20 protein-coding genes are annotated in these 26,778 nt (G+C 60.3%); 13 read left to right on the forward strand and 7 right to left on the reverse strand.

The genetic code is table 11. The features are described 5' to 3' along the window. The first annotated feature begins 239 nt into the window (after positions 1-239). The 9 genes from exaC (at position 240) to KSS91_RS25555 (ending at position 9,634) form a co-directional block, all read left to right on the forward strand. Positions 240-1,760: an acetaldehyde dehydrogenase ExaC gene (gene exaC, locus KSS91_RS25515; RefSeq protein ID WP_034148108.1), complete on the forward strand. Its 1,521-nt coding sequence runs from the start codon at positions 240-242 to the stop codon at positions 1,758-1,760. A gap of 272 nt (positions 1,761-2,032) precedes the next feature. Further along, entirely contained in the window at positions 2,033-3,406 is a 1,374-nt protein-coding gene (gene eat, locus KSS91_RS25520) for an ethanolamine permease (protein ID WP_015096992.1), read from the forward strand. A 102-nt stretch (positions 3,407-3,508) separates the two neighbouring features. Further along, positions 3,509-4,903: an ethanolamine ammonia-lyase subunit EutB gene (locus KSS91_RS25525; RefSeq protein ID WP_217836467.1), complete on the forward strand. Its 1,395-nt coding sequence runs from the start codon at positions 3,509-3,511 to the stop codon at positions 4,901-4,903. Next, positions 4,900-5,736 (forward strand): ethanolamine ammonia-lyase subunit EutC, encoded by an 837-nt coding sequence (gene eutC, locus KSS91_RS25530; protein ID WP_437179717.1) that lies wholly within the window; start codon positions 4,900-4,902, stop codon positions 5,734-5,736. Before KSS91_RS25525 ends, eutC begins: the two co-directional genes overlap by 4 nt. Before the next feature lie 114 nt (positions 5,737-5,850). Continuing rightward, entirely contained in the window at positions 5,851-6,312 is a 462-nt protein-coding gene (locus KSS91_RS25535) for a GNAT family N-acetyltransferase (protein WP_217836469.1), read from the forward strand. Between the two features lie 230 nt (positions 6,313-6,542). Beyond that, positions 6,543-7,199, forward strand: a complete 657-nt coding sequence (locus KSS91_RS25540; RefSeq protein ID WP_095965734.1) for a DedA family protein — start codon at positions 6,543-6,545, stop codon at positions 7,197-7,199. 4 nt (positions 7,200-7,203) lie between these two features. Beyond that, positions 7,204-8,016, forward strand: a complete 813-nt coding sequence (locus KSS91_RS25545) for a M90 family metallopeptidase (protein WP_015096996.1) — start codon at positions 7,204-7,206, stop codon at positions 8,014-8,016. 113 nt (positions 8,017-8,129) lie between these two features. After that, positions 8,130-8,657, forward strand: coding sequence for an inorganic diphosphatase (ppa, locus tag KSS91_RS25550; protein ID WP_007894323.1), 528 nt, complete (start codon positions 8,130-8,132; stop codon positions 8,655-8,657). Between the two features lie 230 nt (positions 8,658-8,887). Then, positions 8,888-9,634 (forward strand): LexA family transcriptional regulator, encoded by a 747-nt coding sequence (locus KSS91_RS25555; protein ID WP_217836470.1) that lies wholly within the window; start codon positions 8,888-8,890, stop codon positions 9,632-9,634. 569 nt (positions 9,635-10,203) lie between these two features. On the opposite strand, the gene KSS91_RS28605 is transcribed toward KSS91_RS25555, so the two are convergent. Continuing rightward, entirely contained in the window at positions 10,204-12,429 is a 2,226-nt protein-coding gene (locus KSS91_RS28605; RefSeq protein ID WP_217836471.1) for a calcium-binding protein, read from the reverse strand. Between the two features lie 452 nt (positions 12,430-12,881). Here KSS91_RS28605 and KSS91_RS25565 point away from each other — a divergent pair, with 452 nt between their 5' ends. Continuing rightward, positions 12,882-13,160 (forward strand): diguanylate cyclase, encoded by a 279-nt coding sequence (locus KSS91_RS25565; RefSeq protein WP_225923715.1) that lies wholly within the window; start codon positions 12,882-12,884, stop codon positions 13,158-13,160. Here KSS91_RS25565 and KSS91_RS25570 read toward each other — a convergent pair. From KSS91_RS25570 to KSS91_RS25595, 6 genes are read right to left on the reverse strand one after another with little or no spacing between them, the layout of a single operon-like run. Further along, a complete protein-coding gene (locus tag KSS91_RS25570; RefSeq protein WP_217836473.1) occupies positions 13,147-13,959 on the reverse strand; it encodes a YfaP family protein in 813 nt (270 codons plus the stop codon). The two genes, KSS91_RS25565 and KSS91_RS25570, sit on opposite strands and share 14 nt — an antisense overlap. Before the next feature lie 3 nt (positions 13,960-13,962). Then, the gene (locus tag KSS91_RS25575) at positions 13,963-15,573 is read right to left on the reverse strand and encodes a DUF2300 domain-containing protein (protein ID WP_437179765.1); all 1,611 of its coding nucleotides are present in this window, start codon (positions 15,571-15,573) and stop codon (positions 13,963-13,965) included. A 10-nt stretch (positions 15,574-15,583) separates the two neighbouring features. Continuing rightward, entirely contained in the window at positions 15,584-20,143 is a 4,560-nt protein-coding gene (locus KSS91_RS25580) for an alpha-2-macroglobulin family protein (RefSeq protein WP_217836475.1), read from the reverse strand. Next, the gene (locus KSS91_RS25585) at positions 20,140-20,778 is read right to left on the reverse strand and encodes a DUF1175 domain-containing protein (protein WP_007970183.1); all 639 of its coding nucleotides are present in this window, start codon (positions 20,776-20,778) and stop codon (positions 20,140-20,142) included. Before KSS91_RS25585 ends, KSS91_RS25580 begins: the two co-directional genes overlap by 4 nt. Then, positions 20,775-22,487 carry a DUF2138 domain-containing protein gene (locus KSS91_RS25590; RefSeq protein ID WP_217836476.1) on the reverse strand — a complete coding sequence of 571 codons (1,713 nt, stop codon included), beginning with the start codon at positions 22,485-22,487 and terminating at the stop codon, positions 20,775-20,777. The genes KSS91_RS25585 and KSS91_RS25590 overlap by 4 nt, the downstream gene beginning before the upstream one ends. A gap of 38 nt (positions 22,488-22,525) precedes the next feature. Continuing rightward, a complete protein-coding gene (locus KSS91_RS25595; protein ID WP_217836477.1) occupies positions 22,526-23,317 on the reverse strand; it encodes a YfaP family protein in 792 nt (263 codons plus the stop codon). A 282-nt stretch (positions 23,318-23,599) separates the two neighbouring features. On the opposite strand from KSS91_RS25595, the gene KSS91_RS25600 reads away from it, so the two are divergent. The 3 genes from KSS91_RS25600 to dxs all read left to right on the forward strand — a co-directional run bounded on the left by KSS91_RS25600 (position 23,600) and on the right by dxs (position 26,716). Then, positions 23,600-23,842, forward strand: a complete 243-nt coding sequence (locus KSS91_RS25600; protein WP_007970180.1) for an exodeoxyribonuclease VII small subunit — start codon at positions 23,600-23,602, stop codon at positions 23,840-23,842. Beyond that, positions 23,839-24,726, forward strand: coding sequence for a (2E,6E)-farnesyl diphosphate synthase (ispA, locus tag KSS91_RS25605; RefSeq protein ID WP_095965746.1), 888 nt, complete (start codon positions 23,839-23,841; stop codon positions 24,724-24,726). Before KSS91_RS25600 ends, ispA begins: the two co-directional genes overlap by 4 nt. Positions 24,727-24,817: 91 nt before the next feature. After that, entirely contained in the window at positions 24,818-26,716 is a 1,899-nt protein-coding gene (gene dxs / locus KSS91_RS25610) for a 1-deoxy-D-xylulose-5-phosphate synthase (RefSeq protein ID WP_217836478.1), read from the forward strand. Positions 26,717-26,778: the final 62 nt, after the last annotated feature.

Raw genomic sequence — 26,778 nt, forward strand, 5'->3', positions numbered from 1 at the left:
AGCCGGGCCTGCATTGCAATGCCTGCAAGACCACCCGGTCACAAGCTGTGCCAGATGCGGTACAAAGTGTCACGCCAGCTGTACCGAAAGCGTCACAGGCGCACTCCATCCGTCCGACAAAAAATGCGCAAGGCCTTGATTTGCCTGAGCTGCAACGCACTGGCCCGCCCCTTGCTCTACGCTTATAGCAAGCGCACATGCGCGACTCCCTATAAGCACAAAAGCAAGGAGAGACCACCATGCGTTACGCTCACCCCGGTACTGAAGGCGCTATCGTTTCGTTCAAAGCCAAATACGGTAACTACATCGGCGGCGAGTTCGTCGCGCCTGTCAAAGGTCAGTACTTCACCAATACCTCGCCAGTGAATGGCCAACCGATTGCCGAATTCCCCCGCTCCACGGCCGAAGACATCGACAAGGCCCTGGACGCTGCCCACGCAGCCGCCGATGCCTGGGGCGCCACGTCCGCCCAGGCGCGCTCGCTGGTGCTGCTGAAAATCGCCGACCGCATCGAACAGAACCTCGAACTGCTGGCAATCACCGAATCCTGGGACAACGGCAAGGCCGTGCGCGAAACCCTCAACGCCGACATCCCGCTGGCCGCCGACCATTTCCGCTACTTCGCCGGCTGCATCCGCGCCCAGGAAGGCAGCGCCGCCGAAATCGACGGCAACACCGTGGCCTATCACATCCATGAACCCCTCGGCGTGGTCGGCCAGATCATCCCGTGGAACTTCCCGATCCTGATGGCCGCGTGGAAACTCGCTCCGGCCCTGGCTGCCGGTAACTGCGTGGTGCTCAAACCCGCCGAGCAGACCCCGCTGGGCATCACCGTGCTGGTCGAACTGATCGGCGACCTGCTGCCACCGGGCGTGCTGAACATCGTGCAAGGCTTCGGCAAAGAAGCCGGCGAAGCCCTGGCCACCAGCAAACGCATCGCCAAGATCGCCTTCACCGGCTCGACCCCGGTCGGCTCGCACATCATGAAATGCGCCGCCGAAAACATCATTCCGTCCACCGTGGAGCTGGGCGGCAAGTCGCCGAACATCTTCTTCGAAGACATCATGAAGGCCGAACCGTCCTTCATCGAGAAAGCCGCCGAAGGCCTGGTGCTGGCATTCTTCAACCAGGGCGAAGTCTGCACCTGCCCTTCCCGCGCTCTGGTGCAGGAGTCGATCTACGACGAGTTCATGGCCGTCGTGATGAAGAAAGTCCTGCAAATCAAACGCGGCGACCCGCTGGACACCGACACCATGGTCGGCGCCCAGGCGTCCGAGCAGCAATTCGACAAGATCCTTTCGTACCTGGAAATCGCCAAGGGCGAAGGTGCCGAGTTGCTGACCGGCGGCAAGGTGGAAAAACTCGAGGGCAACCTGGCGAGCGGCTATTACATCCAGCCAACGCTGCTCAAGGGCACCAACAAAATGCGTGTGTTCCAGGAAGAAATCTTCGGCCCGGTGGTGAGCATCACCACCTTCAAGGACGAAGCCGAAGCCCTGGCCATCGCCAACGATACCGAGTTCGGCCTCGGCGCCGGCCTCTGGACCCGCGACATCAACCGCGCCTACCGCATGGGCCGCGCCATCAAGGCCGGTCGTGTATGGACCAACTGCTACCACCTGTACCCGGCGCACGCCGCGTTCGGCGGCTACAAGAAGTCCGGCGTCGGCCGTGAAACCCACAAGATGATGCTTGATCACTATCAGCAGACCAAAAACCTGCTGGTGAGCTACGACATCAATCCGTTGGGCTTCTTCTAAAAACCGGGGCGCTACAGGTGTTTTTTGTGGCGCCCTTTCCACCGCTTTCGCGAGCAAGCCCGCTCCCACAGGGGTTTTGTGTAAACCCGCATCAGGTAACCGACACAAGTCCAATGTGGGAGCGGGCTTGCTCGCGAAGGCGTCCGTGATGACCCAACACACAAAGCCTGGCCGCTCTGGCACGGGCCTTGCGTACCCGTCATTCAGCGTTTCACCCAAGCCGTCACACCCGAAAGTCCAAAAGATCGAACAATAAAAAATAGAGAGGACTTATGACTACTTCTTCCACACAGCTCAAACCCACACTCGGCACCCTGCATCTATGGGGCATTGCCGTCGGCCTGGTGATTTCCGGCGAGTACTTCGGCTGGAGCTACGGCTGGGGCACCGCAGGTACCCTGGGTTTTCTCGTCACCGCATTGATGGTGGCGACGATGTACACCTGCTTCATTTTCAGCTTCACCGAACTGACGACGGCGATTCCCCACGCCGGCGGGCCATTTGCCTATAGTCGTCGGGCCTTTGGTGAAAAAGGCGGGTTGATCGCCGGCATCGCTACCCTGATCGAGTTCGTCTTTGCCCCACCGGCCATCGCCATGGCCATCGGTGCCTACCTCAACGTGCAATACCCGGAACTGGACCCGAAGATCGCCGCCGTTGGCGCCTATTTCGTGTTCATGGGCCTGAATATCCTCGGCGTTAGCATCGCGGCCACCTTCGAACTTGTGGTCACCGTGCTGGCCGTCGCTGAATTGCTGGTGTTCATGGGCGTGGTCGCCCCGGGATTCAGTTTCAGTAATTTCGTACTGAACGGCTGGTCGGGTGCCAATGAGTTCACGATGGGCTCGATTCCTGGCATCTTCGCCGCCATTCCCTTCGCGATCTGGTTCTTTCTCGCTATCGAAGGCGCAGCCATGGCCGCCGAGGAAGCCAAGGACCCGAAACGCACCATCCCCAGGGCCTACGTCAGCGGCATTCTGACCCTGGTGTTCCTGGCCATTGGTGTGATGGTGATGGCGGGCGGCGTCGGCGACTGGCGCCAACTGTCGAACATCAACGATCCGCTGCCCCAGGCAATGAAGGCCGTGGTCGGCAATAATTCGACCTGGATGCACATGCTGGTGTGGATCGGTCTGTTCGGCCTGGTGGCGAGTTTCCACGGGATCATTCTTGGCTATTCACGCCAGTTCTTCGCCCTGGCTCGCGCTGGCTACTTGCCCAAAGGCCTGGCCAAACTCTCGCGCTTCCAGACGCCGCACCGGGCCATTCTGGCCGGTGGCGTGATCGGCATTGCGGCCATCTACAGCGATGGCCTGGTCAATCTGCAAGGCATGACCCTGACGGCGGCGATGATCACCATGTCGGTATTCGGCGCCATCGTGATGTACATCATCAGTATGCTGAGCCTGTTCAGACTGCGTAAAACCGAGCCGAACCTGGAACGCACCTTCCGTGCGCCAGGCTATCCGATCGTACCGGGGATCGCGCTGTTCCTGGCAGTGGTGTGCCTGGTGGCGATGGCGTGGTTCAACACCTTGATCGGCCTGATCTTCCTCGGGTTCATGATCGCCGGTTACCTGTACTTCCAGTTGACCGCCCGGCAGCGCTCCGAAGCACCGGCGGACGCTATGCTCGAAGGTATCTAGATGCACCGGTGCCGGGCCCGCTGCCCGGCGCCTGCATGATTGAAGTGCACGCAGCTCCCACAGAAAGAGCAGATTGCAGTCATTATTGGAGGACACCGCCCCATGGCCACATTCGCCCATACCGTCGGCGCCCAGACTTACCGCTTCGACAGCCTCAAGGACGTGATGGCCAAGGCCAGCCCGGCCCGCTCCGGAGACTTTCTGGCCGGCGTCGCCGCGCTCAACGATGGCGAGCGGGTGGCCGCACAGATGGCTTTGGCCGACACTCCGCTAAGCCACTTTCTGCAGGAAGCACTGATTCCCTACGAATCCGATGAAGTGACGCGCCTGATCATCGACACCCACGACAAAAAGGCCTTCGCGGTCGTCAGCCACCTCACCGTCGGCGGTTTTCGCGACTGGCTGCTCAGTGATGCCGCCGATGAACAGGTCCTGCGCGCCCTGGCACCCGGCCTGACGCCGGAAATGGCCGCCGCCGTATCAAAGATCATGCGTGTGCAGGATCTGGTGCTGGTGGCACAAAAAATCCGCGTGGTCACGCAGTTTCGCGGCACCCTGGGTCTGCGCGGGCGCCTGTCCACGCGACTGCAACCGAACCACCCCACCGACGAACCGGCCGGCATCGCCGCGAGCATTCTCGACGGCCTGCTGCACGGCAATGGCGACGCGATGATCGGCATCAACCCGGCCACCGACAGCATCGCCTCGATTTGCGCGATGCTGGAGATGCTCGACGCAATCATCCAGCGCTACGAAATCCCGACTCAGGCTTGTGTGCTGACCCATGTCACCACGTCGATCGAAGCGGTCAATCGCGGCGTCCCATTGGACCTGGTGTTCCAGTCGATCGCTGGCACCGAAGCGGCCAATGCCAGTTTTGGCATCAACCTGAGTGTGTTGAAGGAAGGCTATGACGCCGGATTGAGCCTGAATCGCGGCACCCTGGGCCAGAATCTGATGTACTTTGAAACCGGCCAGGGCAGCGCGCTGTCGGCCAATGCTCACCATGGCGTCGATCAACAAACCTGCGAAACCCGCGCCTATGCCGTCGCGCGTCACTTCAACCCGTTTCTGGTCAACACCGTTGTCGGCTTTATCGGTCCGGAATACCTGTACAACGGCAAACAGATCATCCGCGCTGGCCTGGAGGACCACTTCTGCGGCAAATTGCTCGGTGTGCCCATGGGGTGCGACATCTGCTACACCAACCACGCCGAAGCTGACCAGGACGATATGGACACCCTGCTGACCCTGCTGGGTGTCGCCGGGATCAACTTCATCATGGGCATCCCGGGTTCCGACGACATCATGCTCAACTACCAGACCACCTCGTTCCACGATGCGCTCTACGCCAGGCAGACCCTGGGGTTGAAGCCCGCGCCGGAGTTCGAGCAGTGGCTGGCGAAAATGGGCATCTTCACTCAATCGGACGGCAGGATTCTCTTCGGTGACAGCCTGCCGCCGGCCTTTCGGCAGGCCTTGGCGCAATTGGGATGAGCAATGACATGGATAAACTACCCTTCGATCCCCACAACCCATGGCTGGAACTGCGACGCCTGACACCGGCGCGAATTGCCCTGGGCCGAACCGGCACCAGCATTCCCACCCGCGCGCAACTGGACTTCCAGTACGCTCACGCCCAGGCACGGGATGCGGTGCACTTGCCGTTCGATCACGCGGCACTCAACTCACAACTGGCCGAACGCGGACACCAAAGCCTTTTGCTGCACAGCGCAGCGATCGACCGCAACAGTTACCTGCAACGCCCGGACCTGGGACGAAAGCTGAGTGACGAGTCGGCAAAGACCCTGCGTGATTACGCTGCGGCGCATCCTGGCGGGATCGATCTGGTGATTGTGATCGCCGACGGCCTGTCGGCACTGGCCGTTCATCGCCACACCCTGCCCTTTCTGGCACGCCTCGAAGAACAGATTACAGCCGAAGGCTGGACTGTTGCGCCGGTGATATTGGTGGAACAGGGGCGCGTGGCGATCGCTGACGAAATCGGTGAGTTACTGGGTGCGAAAATGACCGTCATCCTCATCGGCGAACGCCCTGGCCTCAGCTCTCCGGACAGCCTGGGATTATATTTCACCTACAATCCCAAGGTCGGCCTTACCGATGCCTACCGTAATTGCATCTCCAACGTGCGGCTCGAAGGCCTGAGTTATGGCATGGCGGCACACCGTTTGCTGTATTTGATGCGCGAAGCCTGCCGACGGCAGTTGTCAGGGGTCAATCTGAAGGATGAAGCACAGGTTCAGACCCTGGAGTCGGACGCGGGAGCCGACATGAAAGATAATTTCCTGCTTGGGCCGCCGAATGCCTGAACCGCTTCCGCATTGCACATTCGTACCAGTTTAAGGCAGGATCGTGGCACGGCCGCCAAGGGTTTCCCATCGCCGTCAGAGACGTAAGACAGCCACTTGAAGACGAGACCTACCATGCGGATTATTCAAGCGACCCTCGAACACCTGGACCTGCTGACCCCGTTGTTCGTCAGATATCGCGAGTTTTATGGCTCCCTGCCGTATCCGGACTCGTCCCGGGCGTTCCTCGAAAAACGCCTGCGTCGCAAGGAGTCGGTGATCTACCTGGCGCTGTCCGATGACGACAGCAACAAGCTGATGGGCTTCTGTCAGCTTTATCCGAGCTTCTCCTCGCTGTCACTCAAACGCGTGTGGATCCTCAACGATATTTATGTCGCAGAGGACGCCCGCCGCCAGTTGGTGGCCGACAACCTGATCCGTACCGCGAAAAAAATGGCCAAGGAAACCAATGCCGTACGCATGCGCGTTTCCACCAGCAGCAACAACGAAATCGCGCAGAAAACCTACGAGTCCATCGGATTCAAGGTAGACACCGAATTCAAGAACTATGTGCTGCCGATCAGCGACGAACTCTGAATCACCTGCATCCTGCTCGCGATGGCATCGCGAGCAGGCTCGCTCCCGTTCGTTATCAAACATCAGCCCTGTCATGACATTCCCCGGTACAATCTCGACGCGATTTTCACCAGTCGCCTCGTATAATTCCGATATTCCCGGCTTGTAAGAAAAACTACCCCTATCCGTAGTCTTACGCGAAGTCATCCGCACAGGCCTGTAGAGTCGGGCCAATACCACAGGTGCTATCCATGGATTTCAACCCGATCGACATTGTCCTGCATCTCGACGTCTACCTCGACATGCTTGTAGCCAACTACGGGGCATGGATCTACGCCATTCTGTTCATGGTGATCTTTTGTGAAACCGGCCTGGTGGTCATGCCCTTCCTGCCGGGCGACTCCCTGCTGTTCATCGCCGGCGCCGTGGCGGCCGGTGGCGGCATGGACCCGGTACTGCTCGGCGGCCTGCTGATGCTGGCGGCGATTCTGGGCGACAGCACCAACTACATCATCGGACGAACGGCGGGTGAAAAACTGTTCAGCAATCCGAACTCGAAGATTTTCCGCCGCGACTACCTGCAACAAACCCACGACTTCTACGACAAGCATGGCGGCAAAACCGTGACTTTGGCGCGCTTCCTGCCCATCATCCGGACCTTTGCCCCCTTCGTCGCCGGTGTGGGGAAAATGCCCTATCCGCGCTTCTTCGCCTTCAGCGTGCTGGGCACCATCCTGTGGGTCGGTGGCCTGGTGACACTCGGTTATTTCTTCGGCAACGTACCGTTCATCAAGAAGAACCTGTCGCTGCTGATTGTGGGCATCATCCTGTTGTCGCTGGTGCCGATGATCATCGGCATGGTGCGTAGCCGCCTTGCCGGCTCGAGCTCCAAAGCCGAATCGCGCTGACACGATGTGGTCCCTGAGCGCCTGGCGTCGCCGACGCACCCTGGCCAGGCACCCGATTGCCGATGACATGTGGCAACGGGTGCGCCATCACCTGAGCTTTCTCGATGGCATCAGTGCCGCCGAAGACCAATGGCTGCGCGAAGCCTGCGTGCTGTTCCTCGAAGACAAGCACCTGAGCGCCCTGCCCGGTGTCGAACTGCATCAGGAGCAACGCTTGCTGCTCGCTGCCCAGGCGCAATTGCCGCTGCTTCACCTCGGCGACCTGAACTGGTATCAGGGCTTCCACGAAATCATTCTCTACCCCGATGACTTCCTCAGCCCCCAACGCCATCGCGACGCCAGCGGCGTCGAGCATGAATGGGACGGTGAGCACAGCGGTGAAGCCTGGCAGCAAGGCCCGATCATCCTCGCCTGGCCCGGCGTCATGGCCAGCGGAGGCTGGGAAGGCTACAACCTGGTGATCCACGAACTGGCGCACAAACTCGACATGCTCAACGGTGACGCCAACGGCCTGCCGCCATTGCATCCCGACATGCGGGTCAGCGACTGGGCCAAGGTCATGCAAGAGGCCTACGACGACCTTGATCGGCAACTGGAACGCAATCCCGACGCTGAAACCGCCATCGACCCGTACGCCGCCGAAAACCCTGCCGAGTTCTTCGCCGTCACCAGCGAATACTTTTTCAGCGCCCCGGATTTGCTGCACGAGGCTTATCCACGGGTGTACCAGCAGCTGAAGCTGTTCTATCGCCAGGACCCGCTGGCGAGGTTGAAGCAACTTCAGGCGCATGACCCTGTCTATCAGGCACACCAGTGAGCGCCATACGACTTCTGGTACATGGCGTCGACACAGGAATATGCCTATAATCGCCGCCACTTTTTGGTCAATCCGGCCAAGTGTTTCTGGTCAACTAACGGGGGCAACGCCCAATGAGCTACAGCAAGATTCCGGCTGGCAAAGACCTGCCGAACGACATCTACGTCGCGATCGAGATTCCGGCCAACCACGCGCCGATCAAGTACGAAATCGACAAAGACAGCGATTGCCTGTTCGTTGACCGTTTCATGGCCACCCCAATGTTCTACCCGGCCAACTACGGTTACATCCCGAACACCCTGGCTGACGACGGTGATCCCCTCGACGTGCTGGTCGTGACCCCTTACCCGGTTGCTCCTGGTTCGGTGATCCGCGCTCGCCCGGTCGGCATCCTGAACATGACCGACGACGGCGGCGGCGATGCCAAAGTCATCGCAGTTCCGCACGACAAGCTGTCCCAGCTGTACGTCGACGTCAAGGAATACACCGACCTGCCAGCACTGCTGATCCAGCAGATCGAGCACTTCTTCGCGAACTACAAAGATCTCGAAAAAGGCAAATGGGTGAAGATCGAAGGCTGGGCCGGTGCAGACGCCGCCCGCGACGCGATCACCAAGTCGGTTGCAGCCTATAAAGGTTAAGAGAAGCCGCGAGCTTCCAGCGACAGGCTGCAAGAAAAAACCCCGGTATATCCGGGGTTTTTTGTGGGCACTTGATAAGGGTTTTAAACAGGACGTTTAGTCTTGTCCGGCCTTGGTTTTTGCCTGTTTAAAACTCCTCAAGAACGTCTTACATCCGGTCGTAAATTACCCACAAAATTTGAACGAGGCGTTTATTCAAACCCCTACCAGCCGCCAGTAGACTCGCGTTCATGAAAAAGAACACTAGCGGCCCACGCTTTAAAGCGCTCCTCGAAGCAGCGAACATCACGACCACCGGATTTGCCGACTTTCTGGGTACGGCTCCGCAAAATGTACATAACTGGTACACCCGCGGCGTGCCCGCCCATTGCATGGAAGAAGTCGCCCGAAAACTCTCCGTCAGCAGCGACTGGCTGAAAACCGGCGAAGGCTCGAAAGACGCCCAGCACCTGCGTCTGATCGAGGAGTCCGGCAATACCTTCGACGCCCAGACCATCCGCGGTATCTATACGGTCATCGAGCCAGTCGACGTCGAACTGCCTTTCTACAAAGAAGCTGTCATCGCCCCGGGATCCAACAAAACCCACGTCATAGAAGATCCCGAGACATCCATCCGCCTGCCCCGCAGCCATCTCGATTCACTGGAAATCAACCACGCCGACGCCATCTGCGCCTTCATGAGCGGCAACAGCATGGGGGAAAAAATTGAAGACGGTTCAACCCTGGCGATTGACCGTGGCCTGACCCAGATTGTCGATGGCGAGATTTACGCCATCGAACATGACGGCATGCTGCGCATCAAGTACCTGCACCGACTACCGGGCAACTCCCTGCGACTGCGCAGCCACAACCGCGCCGAATACCCGGATGAAATCTTCCGGGCGGCACAAATCGATGAGCAGAACATCAGGGTACTGGGTTGGGTATTCTGGTGGTCGACCCTGAACAAACGGCGGCCGGCGGTGCCCTTTCTTTAAACGCGCCACAACGCCCATCGGCCATCCACCCAGGTGGCCGAACAGCTCTGCACGGCACTTCCCGCTGGGAATTTGCGCCAAACCTGCGTATGCTGCGCACCACATTTGCGCATCCACCCGCACCGCGGCTCAGATGCGCTGACCTGACAGATGACTTTCTCACCAGGTCCCACAGCCGGACGCAAGATCCGGGTGTACGTTTTGAAGGCTGGCGCGGTTTACCAAAAATGATCCAAGCCAGTCCCCGAGAAGCCGGCCACAAGCCGGCTTTTTAATGCCTGAGATCCACGTAGGTGTGTGTGTGTGGCACCAACGATCTGTGCCGTCCATGGCTCACGCCTATAGCCAGGCAGCCTCACAGAGCGTCTCCGCCCGATTGAGCATCAATTGGGTCGCTTCCTCGGCTTGATCTGGCGGGTACTTGTACATAAAAAATCCGGAACCTGGTTAGGAGGCTCCGGATTTTTCTGCTGATCAAGGATTCAAACTTCCATAACTGAACAGCTTTGATGAAATGGTCAGGGTCGTTTAGAACCTTGGCTCGATGAGGGGCTATTTGCCCCCCACATTCAAAGTATGAAGTCCGAAGTCGAGAGGCTCGTGACGCCGGTGATCTGAATGGCGAACTCGGCGGTGTTGTCCGCATCCGTGTTGCCGTAGAGCACGCCATTGGCAACCTTCAATTGCCCGGCAGCAGTAAAGGCGGTCGTGCTACCAATGATCGCGTAAAAGGCGTCATTGGCGGTCGTGGCGGTGTTGGCATCCAGCGTCGACAGGTCAATCTTGTCGCTACCGCGCACGAAGTCGCTGATGACATCCCAGGTGGAGCTGATCGTCCCTGTCTCCAACAACGAATTGAAGTCGAAAATATCGCTGCCAGCGCCGCCGGTGAGGGTGTCCTTGCCTAGTCCGCCCGTTAACACGTTGGCTGCCGCATCGCCTTTGAGCGTATCGGCGTAGCTGGATCCGGTGAGATTTTCGATGGAGAGGAGGCGATCGACTCCTGCACCGAGTGTATTCTGGGAGGCAGTCTTAATGTTCAGATCGACCTTGACCCCGGAAGCTGCCCCCTCGTAGGTGGCCGTGTCCACGCCGCTACCCCCGTTTATGGTGTCATTGCCAGCCGCACCACGCAGGACGTCATTACCAAGTCCACCACTGAGTGTATCGTCGCCATTGCCACCATCGAGGCTGTTGTTATAGGCATTGCCCACCAGGCGATCGTTCGCGTAACCGCCAATAACGTTTTCGATATTGAGAATTCGATCATCCTCGTAACGGGATGCCTGGACACGCTGCTCGCCCGTGAGGTTGAGATCGACGTTGAGCGTCAATCCCTCTGCTGCGTAGGACAGGGTATCGATGCCCTCACCGCCGTCCAGGAAGTCGTCGCCAAGGCTGCTGATCAGCAAGTCATTACCGGTGCCGCCCGATAACACGTCGTCGCCCAGGCCGCCATTCAGCGTATCGTTACCGACGCCGCCCTTGAGGATGTCATTGTTGTCGCCACCATCGAGCTTGTCGTCGCCAATGCCGCCCTCCAGTGTGTCGTTACCATTGCCACCGAACAAACTATCGTTACCGCTGCCACCCACAAGCAGGTCGTAACTATCGCCCCCCTCCAGGGTGTCAGCGCCGCCTTCGCCGAACAGGCGATCGTGGGACGAGGAGCCAACGAGACGGTTGTTGCCAAGGCCGCCGAACAAATCGCTACTGCCGGTGGCGAACTGATTTGTGTTGGCCGTGCTCGTATTGAGGAGCAGATTGGTCGTTGTCAGGTCGGCAACCGATACTCCCGTGAGCACCAGCTCAGCCGAGTAGCCGCCGTACCTATTTGTGATGACGTCGCCACCTTTGTCGTTCACCGCCTCAACCAAGCGCTTGAGGCTTTCGATATCACTGATCCCGAAACTGCGGACATCGAGCTTGTCCTGCTCCGCGAGACTGAAATCGATGACTCGGGTCGAGTCGTAGTAATTGCTCGCCCGCTGAGCGATGAATACGTCGCTACCAGCCCCGCCGATGAGCTCATCCCTCCCAGTGCCACCGTTCAGGATATCGTTGCCACTACCGCCTTCGAGCACATCTTCATCGGCGCCACCGTTCAGGGTATCGTTGCCGGCACCACCGACCAAAAGGTCATTCCCATTCATGCCGAAGAGGGTGTCATTGCCGCTTTCGCCAAAAAGGCGGTCGCTGGACGAGGAACCTGTAAGCCTGTCATTACCCAACCCTCCGAACAGGTCGCTCCTGGAGGTTGCGGTCAGCGTATCGTCTTTGACGGTCGTATTGAGAAGCACATTGGACGCGTCCAACTCCCCGATCCCGGTGGCCCAAAGATTGTTCAGCGTGGTCTTCGAATAATAACCGTTAGTATTGATTGTGAATAAAAGCTTGTCATCGTAGTTGACTTCAAACAGGCGATTAAGTGTCTCGATGTCGGAGATACCGACCTGACGAAGATCCAGCCGGTCTGCGGATACGTCAAAATCCGTGATGGTTTGCCCTATATAACTGGCTCCACGATTTATGACGAAAGTATCTGCCCCTGCGCCGCCTGTAAGGACGCTATTACTGCTAGTGCCCGCGTCCAGGATATCGTTGCCGTTGCCGCCATCCAGGGCGTCCGACCCACTGCCACCATAGATCGTATCGTTACCATCATTGCCATAAATGCTATCGTCACCCGTTCCGCCATAAATAACTTCGGCGATGTTGGCGCCATAAATTATATCATAGCCGGTGGTTCCATAGATGGTGGACCCGGTTACCGTTTTTCCATTAACTGTTGCCATTTAGACTCTCCTGTCTTTACTGCTAAAAAAGCGGCTTCTGCCACAGGCTAAACTTCAAGCAGTAACTCGAGGCGCAACCAATCCTCGTACATGCTCATGTCAAACTCTTGCTTGGTTTAAAAAATCGGTGCGCATACTATTCTCAATCCGGCTCAACTTGCGTGGTTACAGTCCAAAGCCGACATTGGCGACTAGCCAGGTTCGATCAATAGTCGACTATTAGATGTATCTACGAAACCAAGGGGATTTACTGCGCCCGTTCACAGATGGCTGATGGCAAGTTGGGGGGCGTAGAGGCTTTTTGACTCCATTTCAGTACGCCTGACTACCCCGACCTCATTGTTCAGAATGGATCAGCAGCAATTTTTTCGGCTGTTCTCATGCAGTCCCTATGCCGAGATAATATCAAAACGATATTACTAAGAGCATGGACTCTGTCAAGTGGATTACACATGGAGGATAAGTTCAAGGCTGCCTGCCTGCTCAAAGGGGCGGATGAGCAGGAGGCGGTTCAGATTGCTGAACGCATCCGCCAAGCGTTTTCCCGGCTGTCGCTGCTGGAGCCGGGGATGCTCAGTGTCAGTACCGGCGTCGTCACCACCGGCGAGTCGGGCTACGAGCTTTCGAGCCTGCTTTCACAGGCCAATGAAGCGCTGTATGGCGCCAAGGATCACGGGCGCAATCGTGTGCAAACGCTGCGCAAGTTGTACCTCAACCTCACGGATAGCTGAACGACTTCACCAACGTCAACTCCCCCACCGCCCGCATCGGTACCAGGAACGTCTCCATCTTTTCACTCGGCGTCCCCTCCTCGGTAATCACCGTCACCTGCGCGGTGGTCAGTGCTTGCACCGCGTCTTCCTGCCCCTGTTCATCACTGCTGTAGCCGCCACCGAAGTAGTTCACATACACCAGATACTGGCCCTTGATCGGTGCGGGCATGGCGAAGATTTCCGGGCCGTAGCCGGTCGTGACGTCGACGTCGAGCGCTGCGCCGTTGGGGACGATGCGGTCGCCGTACCAGATGTGCGCGCCGTCGGGGGTGATGAGGTGCAGGTCGAGGTCGGTGTTGTCGCTGTCCCATGCCAGTAACACACGTAACTTGGCCGGGGTCGCACCGCCGCTGCTGTTGAGAAATTGCGTGCGGTGACGTTGTTGGCCATCGGGGTTGCGAACTTCGACGCTGTTGCTGCCGTTGGGGAATGAGAACGGGCGATCGAAGCGGCCGGCCGGGTCGATTTTCAGCGGCATGCTCACCCCGTTGACGATCAGCCGGCCGGGCTCTGTGGATTTCGCTGTGGCTTTGATCTGGCCGCTGATGCGTGCGGTGTTGGCCTGCCCTGCCGGGGTGTTGACCGACGAAGCCGGGTAGTTGACGACCTGCCGGAAGCTTTCCCCCTCGCCCTCGGGCGCGCCGGTGCGCCAGCCGCCTGCGGGGGTGTCGAGTTTGACGCTGTCCGCCGCCATCACTGATGGCAACGCCAGCAGCGAGCAGAGACACAGCAAGACCTGTGGATAACGGAGTTTCATGGCCTATTCCAGCAAGAGGTGGCGGGCGAGCCCTTCGATGTAGGTTTCATCCTGGCCGTTGGGGTGTGCCTCGAAGGCCAGGTGCAGGTATTCGTGGGTCAGGTCGAGGCGGTCTTGCAGCGTCAGCACGCCACGCACGTAGATACGCTGGCGTTCGCGGTCGACATAGGGGCGTCCGAAGGCCAGGCGGCATACGGCGAAGGTGCTGACTTCGTTGTAGCCGACCTCGCCTTCCAACCGCACACGCCAGCCGCGCCGTTGTTTCTGCAGCCAGTCTTGTGCGGCGGGCAACGCTTCGCAGGACGCGACCGGGTTGTCCCAGCGACTGAGACTGGCGCGTGGGTAGGCGTGCAGCAGAATGGCGTCGTAGCGCTGGCCGGCACGGGCCTGTTCGACGGCTTGCTGCCAGGACAGTTTGTCCGGGCCGGGTTGATCGGAATGATAGGTAACGGTGCTGCCGGCCAGGACCAGGTCGCTGGTCCATGCGGCGATGTCGCGTGACCCAGACGATGCCGGACGCGGCGCGACCCGCTGACGGTTGCTGCTGTCATCGATGCTCAGGCAATCACCACTGCGCGTGGCGTTTTGCAGCAGGTACGTGCGGATGGCCACCGCGAGGGCTTTGGCGGCCTCGACCGGCTCGGCAGTGGCTTCGCGCTGGAGCACACGGGCGACGTACTCTTCGCGATCCAGCCGGGCGACGAGCTTGTCGTTCAGCAGAAAGAGTTCGCCATCGCTGTGGATATCCAGCGCATTGCCGTTGGCGAATTCGACGCGGTAGTCACCCTGTAACGCCCCGGAGGACACCACACTGCCCTGTGACAGCACACGCCGAAGTGGATAGCGGGAGAACAGATCAACTTCTACGCACTTCCCTGCATCCGCAGGCCAGGCAACAGGAATCACCGTGGACAATGCCTGGGCGTAATCACGCAGTACCCGCTGACTGGTGCCCCGCCCCCCGGCCCAGACTGGTGCACCATCCGCCGTCCAACCGGCAAATCCGCCCTGGCGTGACGTGGCATCCTGATCCGCCAACCAGCTCCAGGTCTTCACCCGCAGGCGGCTTCCGAGTTCGCCGACGACTTGGCCATCAGCAGCATTGAGCACCACATCGAGCAACACACGTCGGGCTTGATCCTGTGCCGGCAGTACCGACAGCACTTTCAGCAGCTGTGCCACCGAAACCCGGGTAGCCGGTTGCAACGAAGGCAAATCCAGCAACCATGGCGGTGCCTGCCGTGCCTGCCAATAGGCTCGCCAGTCGGCCTCGCGGATGCCCAGTCGCGCGGGTTCGAAATACAGACCGCATGACTTCACCAACGCCTGATCGCGCTCGATCCTGCCGCCCGCCGTGCAGCAATAGACTTCTTCCTTCGAGTGGCCGCGACATTCGTAAGCCGGCTCACGCGCACCGGTATCGACCAGCCAGGCGTAGACGAACAACTTCCACACACTGCCCAGTGGTGTCTGCAAGGTCTGCGGCAGTGGCTCGCGGGCGATCACCTGAGTTCGGCTCAACGACAGCAAATCGCCCTTGAAGGCCAGGCGCAGCGGTTCGTCCTGTGCTGTCGCCAGCACAGGGATCAAACACAGCAGCCACCCCAGCAGCATCCTGTGCACGTCAGTGAACCGTGACCTGGCCAAGGGCTGCCTTTTGTTCCATCGCCTGATGCTGCGGCGCATACACCTGAGTGAATCGCACCGGCGGCAAGTTGAACTGCCCCTTCTGTGAGAAACGCACCAGATGCCGCAGGCGCAATTCGCCACTCAAGGCATCGACCGGAACGGCGTAAGCCATTTGCCCCGGCTCGAAACGCGCCTTCTCCAGCGATGTCGGTTCGCTGCCAGCCTTGCCCATGAGCTTAATGCCCCAGGTCGTGCGCTCGACATCAGCGCCCGGTGGCAGCGGCACTTCCAGCAGGCCGTAGCGCAGCGGTCTGGTAGCTTTGCTAGTGACGATCACTTCGTCGAGATAGAGGCTGTCGCTGGACAGCGGCGCGTTGCCGACTGCTTCGAGTTTGAAGGTAAACGCTTCATCCCCCGACACCAATCGCGACAGGCGACGGGTGATGGTCACGGCCATCGGATCGACCGTCGGCTGCTGGCTCCGGTAGCTCAATGCAGCGCGCAGCGGACGCTCCTGAACCCCGTTGAGCGTCAATACCGCCGGCACTGGCACGCCCCCCTGCCACGTCCAATACATCTCACCAGAAACCCCGTACTGTTTCTTCCAGCCTTCACCCGGGGCCAATGCAATGGTGGGCGATGCCTGCTCGATGCTGCGTTGCAGCCAGGTGAGCGCCAATGCCCGTTCCAGGGTCGATTGCTGCGGCAACAGGCGTTGCAGCAACGCCTGTGCGTGAGCCTGATCGAAGGGTTGCAGCGACAGGTTCAGCGCTTCGGCAAACGGCTGGGAACTGGCCGCCAGACGTTGCTGCGCGTCGGCCAGTTGCCGGTTGAACGCATCCGGCAGAACGACCTTCGCCTGCCTGGCCAGCGAGGCCGTCAGCACTCGCGCGGAAGCCAGCCCCAGGGCTGAATCCGGGTCGCTCATGACGAGGCTGTCTTCACCGCCTTCCATCAGATTCGCGGCACTGCCCTCGCCCGCTTTCGCCAGGTCATCCATCAAACCGCTGAGCAAGGTGTTGACCGGCAACTGCATCTGCCTGGCGAACGACAGGATCAGCGCCCGCTGCAGCAGCGGTGTGTTGTTCGCCTGTTTGGCATAGACCTCCAGCACCCGCTGCCAGTGTTCCGGCGGCAGGCTCAGGTCCAGCACCCGACTGGCGTGCCAGTCGGCGTAATAGGCGTAGGCGGTGAGGAACGCGTCCGGCTCGCCGTCCATGCCCCACCAGGTGAAGCTCGCCGAAGGACCGGCCATTTGTACCAGGCGCAGGCGACTGTTTTGCATGATCAGGCGCAAGCGATCGCGGATCTGCGGATTCGCCGCCAGCGTCGGGTAGGCGATGCTCAATGGTAGCAGGCGACTGGCAGTCTGCTCGACGCCACCGTAGGGGTAGCTCAACAGATCGTCGAGGGCAGAACGGAACAACGCTTGCGGACTGTCATCCAGGCGCAGGCGAATATCGGTCGCGTCTGCCGGCAGAGTCAGCGGTGTATCGCCGCTGCTCACATCGAGACTCTGGGATTGCGTCACCCGCCAGCCTTCACCGGTCGCGCTCAGGTGCACCGTCAACGCGTCAGCGGTTTTGCCGTCCTGCACCAGTTCGGCGCTCCACTCGCCATTGGCCAGTTCAAACGCCGGCAACGGGATGTAGTTGATGCCGCTGTTCAGGGTGACAGGTACGCGCTGTTCGTTGCCGGCGTAACGGCTCACCAGTTCGGCCTTGAGCGGTTTCTCGGCCTGACTGAAGGCGAACACACCGAGGTCCGGTTTGTCGCCGGTACGGAATCGGCTCGGCCCGCTCCACTTCAGGTACAGCGGTTTTTCCGAGCGTACGAATTGCTTCTTCTGTCCGACCTGACCGTCATCGGCGATGGCCCTGGCGGTGATGCGCCAGCGGGTCAGTGAGTCGGGCATCTTGAAGGTGAAGCGGGTTTTGCCGTTGGCGTCGGTCAGCAATTCTGGCTGCCACGTCGCCGTGTCGACATCCTCGCGACGCGGCCGCTCCAGCACCTTCACGCCGCGCTCACTGCGATTGGCTTTGCCCGGTGCACCGGGGCTGCCCGGCAAGGCGACGTCATAACTGATGAACGACAAACTGGCGCTGGTGCGCACGTTGTTGCGCCGCGGGTGATAGAAGAACTGGTCGATGCTCGGCGCCACTTCCGGTTGTAGCGCGTAGACCATTTCATCGACCACGCTGACCGTCAGGTGCGCCGGGATCGGCTTACCGGCAAATTGAGTCGTCAGGTCTACCGAGACGGTTTCGCCCGGCTGGTAGGTGTCTTTATCGGTGGCAATGACCACGTCGATCTGAGGTGTTACCACCTTGATGCCGGCGTTCTGGAAACTGTACTGACCGCCCTTGGTGTACAGCACCGAGAAGGTCAGGTTCGGCGCGAAGCCGTCCTTCACCGGGATGCGCGCACGGTATTGGGTATCGCTGAGTTTTTCCGTCTTCAGCCAGTCACCGCCCCTGGACAGCAGCGCGGTCGCCTCGACCTTGTCCCGCTCCAGCGACAACAAGGCATCGTTGACCGGTTCCGGGAAAGTAATCAGCGCCAGCGCTTCATCGCCGGTGATGTACTCGGGCTTGTCGAGGACGATTTCCACGGTACCGGGTACGGCTTTGACACCTTCGCCGGTGACCGAATGCCCGGTGGCGCCGACCACGCGACCGTGGTCATCCTTGAGTGTCAGGTTGTAGGTGCCTGGCCGGTCAAAGGCCAGGGTGAAACCTTTGTCGGTTGCCGTGAGTTTGCCTTCGCCGCTGCTCTGGTCTTCCAGACGTACCCAGCCGTAGCTGCCCGGTGTAACGGCTTGCGCCTGCTCGCCTTCGCGGGTGTAGCTGAACGCAACCTTGTCGCCCACCGCGCTGAAGCGTCGGGGCGCGCTCAAGCGGAAGTTCGCCGCGCCACGGTCGATGAGGATTTCCTTGGTGGTCTTGACCCGATACGCCGCGCCGTCGCTGGCGAATACGGTCAGCATGTAGCGACTCGGCTTGTCGGCGGCGGGCAGGTCGAGCGTTGCATTACCCTTGGCGTCGGTGCTCAGTTCGGTACTGGTCAGCTCCACCGGAAATTGCCCGAGATATTGCAGTTCGTTGTCGACCATCAACAGCTGTTGGGCGCGCAGGCTCAGGCTCAATTTCGCATTGGCCACCGGTTTGCCGTCCGGGTACAGCAGCACCAGGTTGCCCTTGACCGGCTCGCCGGTGCGGTAATCCTGCTTGGCCAGATTGAGCGAAATCTCGAAGTGCGGCTTGATGTATTCAGCGACGCGGAAGGCGCTGCTGTAGGTCTGGTCCTTGTAGGTGAAACGCAGTTCATAACCACCGGCCACGGCATTGTCCGGCAACTGGAAGCGGCCCTGGGTGCCGGCCCTGGAATTGAGCTTCAGATCGAGGGATTGCAGCGCCGTGCCGGTGGCATCGAGCACGCTCACATTGACGTCGGCGGCGCTTGGCTGCACCGAGTCCCGCGCGTTCTTGAATTCACGTCCGACGATTTTCAGCGACACCCAATCCCCCGGTCGATACAGCGGCCGGTCGGTGAAGGCATAGAGTTTGGTGTCGTAGATTTCACTGTCGTAGTAGAAATTCTCGGAGACGAACACCCCGCCCTCTTCGTCTTCACCGATCACGAAGGAGCGCTCGGGGCTGACGTGTTTCAAGCGCAGCAAGCCGTCGCTATCCGTGGCGCCGCTGCTCATCACACCCAGGCCGTCGGTCCACAGCACATTGACCTTCGGCACCGAGCTGCCTTCGTGTTTGCGCGCGGCCCACACCAGCAATTCGTCACCGGCAATCTTGCTCACCGCCACGGTGTTGGAGACGAACACCATGGTGGTCGCGCGGTACTTGCCGATCAGCGCTTCCACCAGATAAAGACCCGGTTTGAGAGTGCCCAACGGGATGTACACATTGCCCGGTGCGACACTGACAAACTCGCTGGAAGATCCGGCCAGGTTCACCCCCGCCGGTGGCTGGATCGGCTTGGCCTGCCACAACGGGTAACGGAACTGGCTGACCACCGGCAAGCCCGGTATCAACGCGAATTGCGGCTGTGCATCGTAGGGCGTTGGCGTGGCCATCGCATTGCCCATCTTCAGTTCCGGCACTTCCTCGGTGACTTGTTTACGCGACTCGTAGGAAAACGCCCGCTGCATCACCCGGCGGGATTTGCGATACCAGTTGTCCCACAGGTACGCGAGGGTGTTGGACAGACCTTCACCCTTGAACTGGCCATCGCTGACCACCCGATGCAGATTCTTCTGGCGCTTGAGGACGTCCAGCGGCTTGTCGATGCGATACACCCGAATGTCCGCGCCGCCATAGGGTTCCATGCGAAACCGGCGATAGTCGCGACCCGGCGCTTCAAGGCGCACCATCGCCGGCTCATCGCTGGCGAAACTGCTGTCGGCCAGCAGGAAAAAACTCTCGCCGGCTACAGGCGCATAGCCGCTGGCCGGGACCGAGTCATCGGCGTTAACCACCGAGAGTGGCAGCATCCACACCAACATCAGAGACAGAAAACGCAGCATGCGGGCACCGGTCATTGGGAGAGAAAATTCAGTCGATAGACGCCGATGAAGTTGGGGTTGGCTGCGTCGGGTATCCATCGGGTGTCCTTCCATGTCATGAGTTGCTGCAGGCTTGCCGATCGCATGCCGTTGTCGGTGGGTGTGGTGGTGCCGGTGTGATAGGCGATGTAGCGGCCCATCCAGATCATCAGGTGCTGGTCGTCGCCCTGATCGAAAAACATCAGGTCGCCAGGGCGTGCCTGTGACACATCACGGCTGACCAGATGGCTGTTGAACTGGATCAATTTGATCGCGTTGACGTACGGCCCGACCTTGCCGCCGCCCTGCTGCCATTGCTGGGCGAGACCGCGCTGGGCGTCGCTCAATTGCAGCTCCGGCGGCAGGTAGCGATTGGACAGGCCATTGCTGCGCAGCCATTTGTCGTCATGGACTTTCAGCGCTTCATTGGCGGCGAAGCGCACCAGCCCGGCGCAATCCTGCTGATACCAGCGAGGGCTCGGGCCCTGGCTCAGTTGCTCCTGGGCGATGCGCACGAACCAGGCACGAAACACCTGGGATTGCTGCGGATCGAGCGATGGTGTCTCGACAGCGCGGGCACCTGCGCTCAGCAACAACGCCAGCAGACCGAGACTGCGGATCAATGCCGTCACAGCGCTTTCCACTCCAGCGGCAGCCACTGCCAGTGGCCGTCTGGCTCGCTGCCTTCAGGTAAGGTCAGAGCGTATTTACCATAGCCACCAAGCGTGCGCAGTTTCGGAATCAGGAAGGTTTGCGCGGCGTTGTAGAACACCGGTTCCATGTCCTGAGGCAGGCTGTCGAGGGTTTCCTGCTGCATCAGTTGCGCCATGGAATCGGGGCCGAAATAGACTGGCATCAGCAAGTCCTTGGGCACCACGTCAGCCATCGGCGGGAAGCGTTTGTCGAGGGTGCCGAGAGCCTTGTCCACCAGCTTGTCGTCGAGGGAAAACAGCAACGTAGAACCATGGCGCGCCAGGCTGACTTTCATGAACGCCTTGCCAGTGATGGCATCGGGATCTTGAGCTTCCTTGGCCGAATAGGGACCGAAACTGGAGCTGACCTGACGTTGCCATTGATGGCTCTGGCCTTCCTGTTTTTCCACCACCGGGAAGGCACCGTCCTCGACATTGCTCTCGTGCGCACCGACCATCGAGCCGAACAGCTTGCCCAGATCCCCATCGAGCTTGCCGCCGTCGTCATCGTTGAGGCTGGCCACCAGCAGGGGCGTGTACAACCGCGAATCGGCATACCAGCACAGCCCCGCCGCGCCGGCCATGTGCTCGGTCAATGCCTGGGCAACCTTCTCCTCGGCACCGAGTTTCACCAGCAGCGGTTGCTGTTGTTCGGCAGCCAGCGGCAACGCCACGCAAGCGCTGGCCCCCATGGGCATGGCTTGCCAGATCGGTTTGAAATCGAAATCCGGCTGATTCTCCAGTTCATCCATGGCCAGGAAGCTGTGCCAGCCCTTTTCGTCCATGTCGAAACGCAGGCCGGCGAAGTTCGGAATGAAACGCTGGTAACCCATGGCCAGCACGCTGGCATTCACCGACAGGCGTTGTTTCACCTGCGGCGCACGAGGCGTCAGACCGAAGGCTTCGGGAAACAGTTTTTCACCATTGAGCAACGCGGCAACCGCCGTGGTCGATACGCTGCCCGGTTCCTCCGTTGCACCGCTTTGCGGATCGTAGAGTTTCGCCGGATTGGACAGCACCACCAGTTTGTCGCCATGGGATGCGAACAACAGCGCCTTGCTGGCGTTGTAACTGAGCTGATAGAGCGGCACGTCTTCACTGCCAACCTTCACCTCAGCGACCTTGCTCAGCTGCGAGTCGTCCAGCGCGACTTTGGCCAACGGTTCCAGCACCTTGGCCAGTCCGCCGCGATCCATCACCAGCAGGAAATCCTTGAGCCGCCCGTCCGCCCCGCGCCACAACGCTACGTCGGCAGGCTGATCGAACAGTTGCTCGATCAGGGTGTCCTGCAACTTCAGGTCATGCTCGTAGATGATCCGCCGCAGACTGCCGATCAGGCCGAGGCGATCGGCGTGGGTTTCGTAGTAGAAGACGAAATCTTCGGTCAGGGTTTCCTTGAGGAAGGGCACCGCGAGCAGGTCTTTGGGCAATTGGCTCAAGGAATGGGTTTCCAGCAAACCATCCGGGCGACCCATACCCAGTTTGTCACTGGCCAACGCAGGCGCCGGCGCCTTGGGTTTGTGCATGAGCCACCCCAACCCACCGGCCACGCCAGCGACCAGGCATATTCCGATCAGCAGCGTCGGCCAATGCAGGGAAGGTTTGGCCGCGGGTGCGCCAGCGGCCGGAGTAACAGTGCTATCACTCATGTTCACAAAACCCGATGTTCATCCGTGGAGCGGGATGCTTAATAGTTGAAAGTCTTGACCAGCAACAGGTCGCCGATTGCACGCAGGGGCACGATGAAGGTCTCGCGTTTTTCATCGACGGTGTTTTCGTTGAGCACCAGGTTGATCTGCGAGGTAATCACCTCGTTCTGATTGCCGGTCTCATCGAAGTTATAGCCGCCGCTGCCGAAGTTGCCCCAATAGTTCACGTAAACCAGATAGGTGCCGTGCAGCGGCGCGGTCATGGTGAACATCTCCGGACCCGGGCCATCGACGCCGTCAGGGTCGAGGCCGCCGCCATTGGTCAGCGCCGAGTGCGCCCAGAAAGCGTGCTGGCCGTCGGGGGTAATGATGTGCAAATCGAGTTCGGCCTTCGGGTCGTCCCAGCCCAGCACCACACGAATCCGCGCCGGTGTACGCAGGTTGTTGGCTTCATAGAATTGAACGCGCTTGAGCGACTGGCCTTCAACGCTACGCACTTCGACGCTGTTGGAACCGGCGCCGAATGCATAGGGCCGGGCGAAACGGCCCTGGTCGTCGGTGTACAGATTCAAGGGATTGCCGTTGACCGCCAGCGTGTGCGGCCCACGCTGAGTGCCAAGGGCCTTGAGTTGGCCTTCGATCATCGTGCGATTACGCTGTACGCCCCGGTCGATGGGCGGCGTGGGATAGGCGACTTGCGGGTTTTCCGTACGATCCAGCAAACCGTTGTAGTGCCAGCCGCCCACCGGTTCCGATAACTCGGCATTCGGCGCAGCCAAAACCGGGGGCCCGATAGCCAACCCGATCAGCAGCAAAAAAAATGAACGCATGCGACGCCTCCTGCCATGCATGACGAAACCTTGCGCCTGATCCTGGGCGCGTTACAGATGGGAATACTGCGTTTCGTCTGAAAGACCCGTGACTGCCAGGTCGTATAGGGCTCGAAGGTTAGCCATTCGGGTGTTTTTTAACAATCGGATGGCTCCGAAATTGCGGTGGGAATCACGATAACCCGGCAACTCCTACGGGGGCGTGCGTCGTCTGTGAGTTTGCCCATAAACCCCCTATCTGCTAGTGTCGCGCCGGTTTAACGTCAACCGGAAATCGCCGCCATGGCCCGCAAAAAAGCTGCACTGGATTTCGAACAGTCCCTCGCCGACCTGCAAACGCTGGTGGAGCGTCTGGAGAATGGCGAATTGTCGCTGGAGGACTCGCTGGCCGCTTTCGAGCAAGGCATCGGTCTGACCCGCGATTGCCAGGCGGCGCTGGCCCAGGCCGAGCAAAAGGTTCAGGTACTGCTCGAGCGTGATGGCGAGTTGGCCGAGGAACCCTTCGACGCGGATCAGCCAGAATGATTGCAGCGTACTCGGCCACCAGCCAGGCCCGCGTCAATGCGGCGCTGGAAACCCTGTTCACGGCACCAGGCCCCGAGTTGGCGCGGCTTTACGAAGCCATGCGCTACAGCGTGATGAATGGCGGCAAACGCGTGCGCCCCCTGCTGGCCTACGCCGCGTGTGAAGCGTTGGGCGGCAAGCCTGAGCAAGCCAACGGTGCCGCCTGTGCGGTGGAGCTGATCCACGCCTATTCACTGGTGCATGACGATTTGCCGGCCATGGACGATGACGATCTGCGTCGCGGCCAGCCCACCACCCACAAGAAATTCGATGAAGCCTGCGCGATTCTCGCCGGCGACGGCTTGCAGAGCCTGGCCTTCAGCGCCCTGCTAGACCCGCGCCTGAGCACGTCGGATGCCGAAATCCGCCTGCAAATGGTCAGCGCCCTGGCACTGGCGGCGGGCCCGGCAGGCATGGTCGGCGGTCAGGCCATCGACCTCGGTTCGGTCGGCCTGAAGCTTGACCAGAAAGCCCTGGAATACATGCACCGGCACAAGACCGGTGCGCTGATCGAAGCCAGCGTCAAACTCGGCGCCCTGGCCAGCGGTCGTGCCGAGAAAGACGAACTCAAGTCCCTGCAGACTTATGCACAGGCCATCGGCCTGGCATTCCAGGTCCAGGACGACATTCTCGACGTCGAAAGCGATACCGCCACCCTCGGCAAACGCCAGGGCGCGGACATTGCCCGGGACAAGCCGACCTACCCGGCCCTGCTCGGCCTCGACGCCGCCAAGGCCTATGCCCTGGAGTTGCGCGACCAGGCCCTGCATGCCCTGCGACCGTTTGACGCGGCGGCCGAGCCGTTGCGGGATCTGGCCCGGTATATCGTCGATCGCCGCAGTTGAAGGCGAATCCACCAAAAAAGACCAACGCGTGGGCAGGGGGCGAAGCATCAGGTAAACTGCCGCATCTTTTATACCTATAACGATTCGCCTGATGCCCACGACGTTTCATGAGATTCCCCGCAAGCGCCCGACCACGCCCCTGCTCGACCGCGCGAACACGCCGGACGGCCTGCGCCGGTTAGGCGAAGCCGAGCTGGAAACCCTGGCCGATGAGTTGCGCCTGGAATTGCTCTACACGGTCGGCCAGACCGGTGGGCATTTCGGTGCAGGCCTGGGCGTGATCGAGCTGACCATCGCGCTGCATTACGTCTTCGACACCCCGGACGACCGGCTGGTGTGGGACGTGGGGCATCAGGCTTATCCGCACAAGATCCTCACCGGTCGTCGCGAGCGCATGGGCACCCTACGCCAGAAGGACGGTGTCGCTGCCTTCCCGCGCCGTTCCGAGAGCGAATACGATACTTTTGGCGTCGGCCACTCCAGCACCTCGATCAGTGCCGCGCTGGGCATGGCGATTGCCGCCCGTCTGCAGAACAGCGAGCGCAAGGCCATCGCGGTGATCGGCGACGGCGCGTTGACCGCGGGCATGGCGTTCGAAGCGCTGAACCACGCGCCGGAAGTGGACGCCAACATGTTGGTGATCCTAAACGACAACGACATGTCGATCTCGCGCAACGTCGGCGGCTTGTCGAACTATCTGGCAAAGATCCTTTCCAGTCGCACCTACGCGAGCATGCGCGAAGGCAGCAAAAAAGTGCTGTCGCGCCTGCCCGGTGCCTGGGAAATCGCTCGCCGCACCGAAGAATACGCCAAAGGCATGCTGGTTCCCGGCACGCTGTTCGAAGAGCTGGGCTGGAACTACATCGGCCCGATCGATGGCCACGACCTGCCGACCCTGATCGCCACCCTGCGCAACATGCGCGACCTGAAAGGTCCGCAGTTCCTGCACGTCGTCACCAAGAAGGGTAAAGGTTTCGCCCCGGCGGAAGTCGACCCGATCGGTTACCACGCCATCACCAAACTCGAACCGCTGGACGCCCCGGCCACCGCGCCGAAAAAGGCCAGCGGGCCGAAATATTCAGGTGTGTTCGGCGAATGGCTGTGCGACATGGCGGCTGCCGATCCGCGCCTGGTCGGGATTACCCCGGCAATGAAGGAAGGCTCTGACCTGGTCGCGTTCAGCGAACGTTTCCCGCTGCGCTACTTCGACGTGGCCATCGCCGAGCAACACGCCGTGACCCTCGCGGCCGGCATGGCCTGCGAAGGCGCCAAACCCGTAGTGGCCATCTATTCAACCTTCCTGCAGCGCGGCTACGACCAGCTGGTGCATGACGTCGCCGTGCAGAATCTCGACGTGCTGTTCGCCATCGACCGTGCAGGCCTGGTGGGCGAAGACGGTCCGACCCACGCCGGCAGCTTCGATTTGTCGTTCCTGCGCTGCATCCCCGGCATGCTGGTGATGACCCCGAGTGATGAAAACGAGCTGCGCAAGATGCTCACCACCGGCCACCTGTACGAAGGCCCGGCGGCGGTGCGTTATCCACGGGGCAACGGCCCGAACGCGACCATCGAGAAAGACCTCGAACCGATCGAGATCGGCAAAGGCGTCGTCCGCCGCCAGGGCAGCAAAGTCGCCCTGCTGGTGTTCGGCGTGCAACTGGCCGAAGCCCTGAAAGTCGCCGAGACGCTGGATGCGACCGTGGTCGACATGCGTTTCGTCAAGCCGCTGGATGAAGCGCTGGTGCGCGAAATCGCCGGCAGCCACGAGCTGCTGGTCACTGTCGAAGAAAACGCGATCATGGGCGGCGCCGGTGGCGCGGTCAGCGAATTCCTCGCCCGGGAAAACATCCTCAAGTCGATGCTGCACCTGGGCTTGCCGGACATCTACGTCGAGCACGCCAAGCCTGCGCAAATGCTGGCCGAGTGCGGGCTGGATGAAGCCGGGATCGAGGCTTCGATCCGCGAGCGCCTGCAACTGCTCAACATCTAAACGCAAAACCCTGTGGGAGCGGGCTTGCCCGCGAAGAGCCCGGTGTATCCAACATCAATGTT

This window comes from Pseudomonas azerbaijanorientalis, from assembly GCF_019139795.1.
GTDB lineage: Bacteria > Pseudomonadota > Gammaproteobacteria > Pseudomonadales > Pseudomonadaceae > Aquipseudomonas > Aquipseudomonas laurylsulfatiphila.

Coding starts and splice junctions, on each gene's coding strand:
- exaC (WP_034148108.1), top strand. CDS start 240: ATGCGTTACGCTCACCCCGGTACTGAAGGCGCTATCGTTTCGTTCAAA.
- eat (WP_015096992.1), top strand. CDS start 2,033: ATGACTACTTCTTCCACACAGCTCAAACCCACACTCGGCACCCTGCAT.
- KSS91_RS25525 (WP_217836467.1), top strand. CDS start 3,509: ATGGCCACATTCGCCCATACCGTCGGCGCCCAGACTTACCGCTTCGAC.
- eutC (WP_437179717.1), top strand. CDS start 4,900: ATGAGCAATGACATGGATAAACTACCCTTCGATCCCCACAACCCATGG.
- KSS91_RS25535 (WP_217836469.1), top strand. CDS start 5,851: ATGCGGATTATTCAAGCGACCCTCGAACACCTGGACCTGCTGACCCCG.
- KSS91_RS25540 (WP_095965734.1), top strand. CDS start 6,543: ATGGATTTCAACCCGATCGACATTGTCCTGCATCTCGACGTCTACCTC.
- KSS91_RS25545 (WP_015096996.1), top strand. CDS start 7,204: ATGTGGTCCCTGAGCGCCTGGCGTCGCCGACGCACCCTGGCCAGGCAC.
- ppa (WP_007894323.1), top strand. CDS start 8,130: ATGAGCTACAGCAAGATTCCGGCTGGCAAAGACCTGCCGAACGACATC.
- KSS91_RS25555 (WP_217836470.1), top strand. CDS start 8,888: ATGAAAAAGAACACTAGCGGCCCACGCTTTAAAGCGCTCCTCGAAGCA.
- KSS91_RS28605 (WP_217836471.1), bottom strand. CDS start 12,429: ATGGCAACAGTTAATGGAAAAACGGTAACCGGGTCCACCATCTATGGA.
- KSS91_RS25565 (WP_225923715.1), top strand. CDS start 12,882: ATGGAGGATAAGTTCAAGGCTGCCTGCCTGCTCAAAGGGGCGGATGAG.
- KSS91_RS25570 (WP_217836473.1), bottom strand. CDS start 13,959: ATGAAACTCCGTTATCCACAGGTCTTGCTGTGTCTCTGCTCGCTGCTG.
- KSS91_RS25575 (WP_437179765.1), bottom strand. CDS start 15,573: ATGCTGCTGGGGTGGCTGCTGTGTTTGATCCCTGTGCTGGCGACAGCA.
- KSS91_RS25580 (WP_217836475.1), bottom strand. CDS start 20,143: ATGACCGGTGCCCGCATGCTGCGTTTTCTGTCTCTGATGTTGGTGTGG.
- KSS91_RS25590 (WP_217836476.1), bottom strand. CDS start 22,487: ATGAGTGATAGCACTGTTACTCCGGCCGCTGGCGCACCCGCGGCCAAA.
- KSS91_RS25595 (WP_217836477.1), bottom strand. CDS start 23,317: ATGCGTTCATTTTTTTTGCTGCTGATCGGGTTGGCTATCGGGCCCCCG.
- KSS91_RS25600 (WP_007970180.1), top strand. CDS start 23,600: ATGGCCCGCAAAAAAGCTGCACTGGATTTCGAACAGTCCCTCGCCGAC.
- ispA (WP_095965746.1), top strand. CDS start 23,839: ATGATTGCAGCGTACTCGGCCACCAGCCAGGCCCGCGTCAATGCGGCG.
- dxs (WP_217836478.1), top strand. CDS start 24,818: ATGCCCACGACGTTTCATGAGATTCCCCGCAAGCGCCCGACCACGCCC.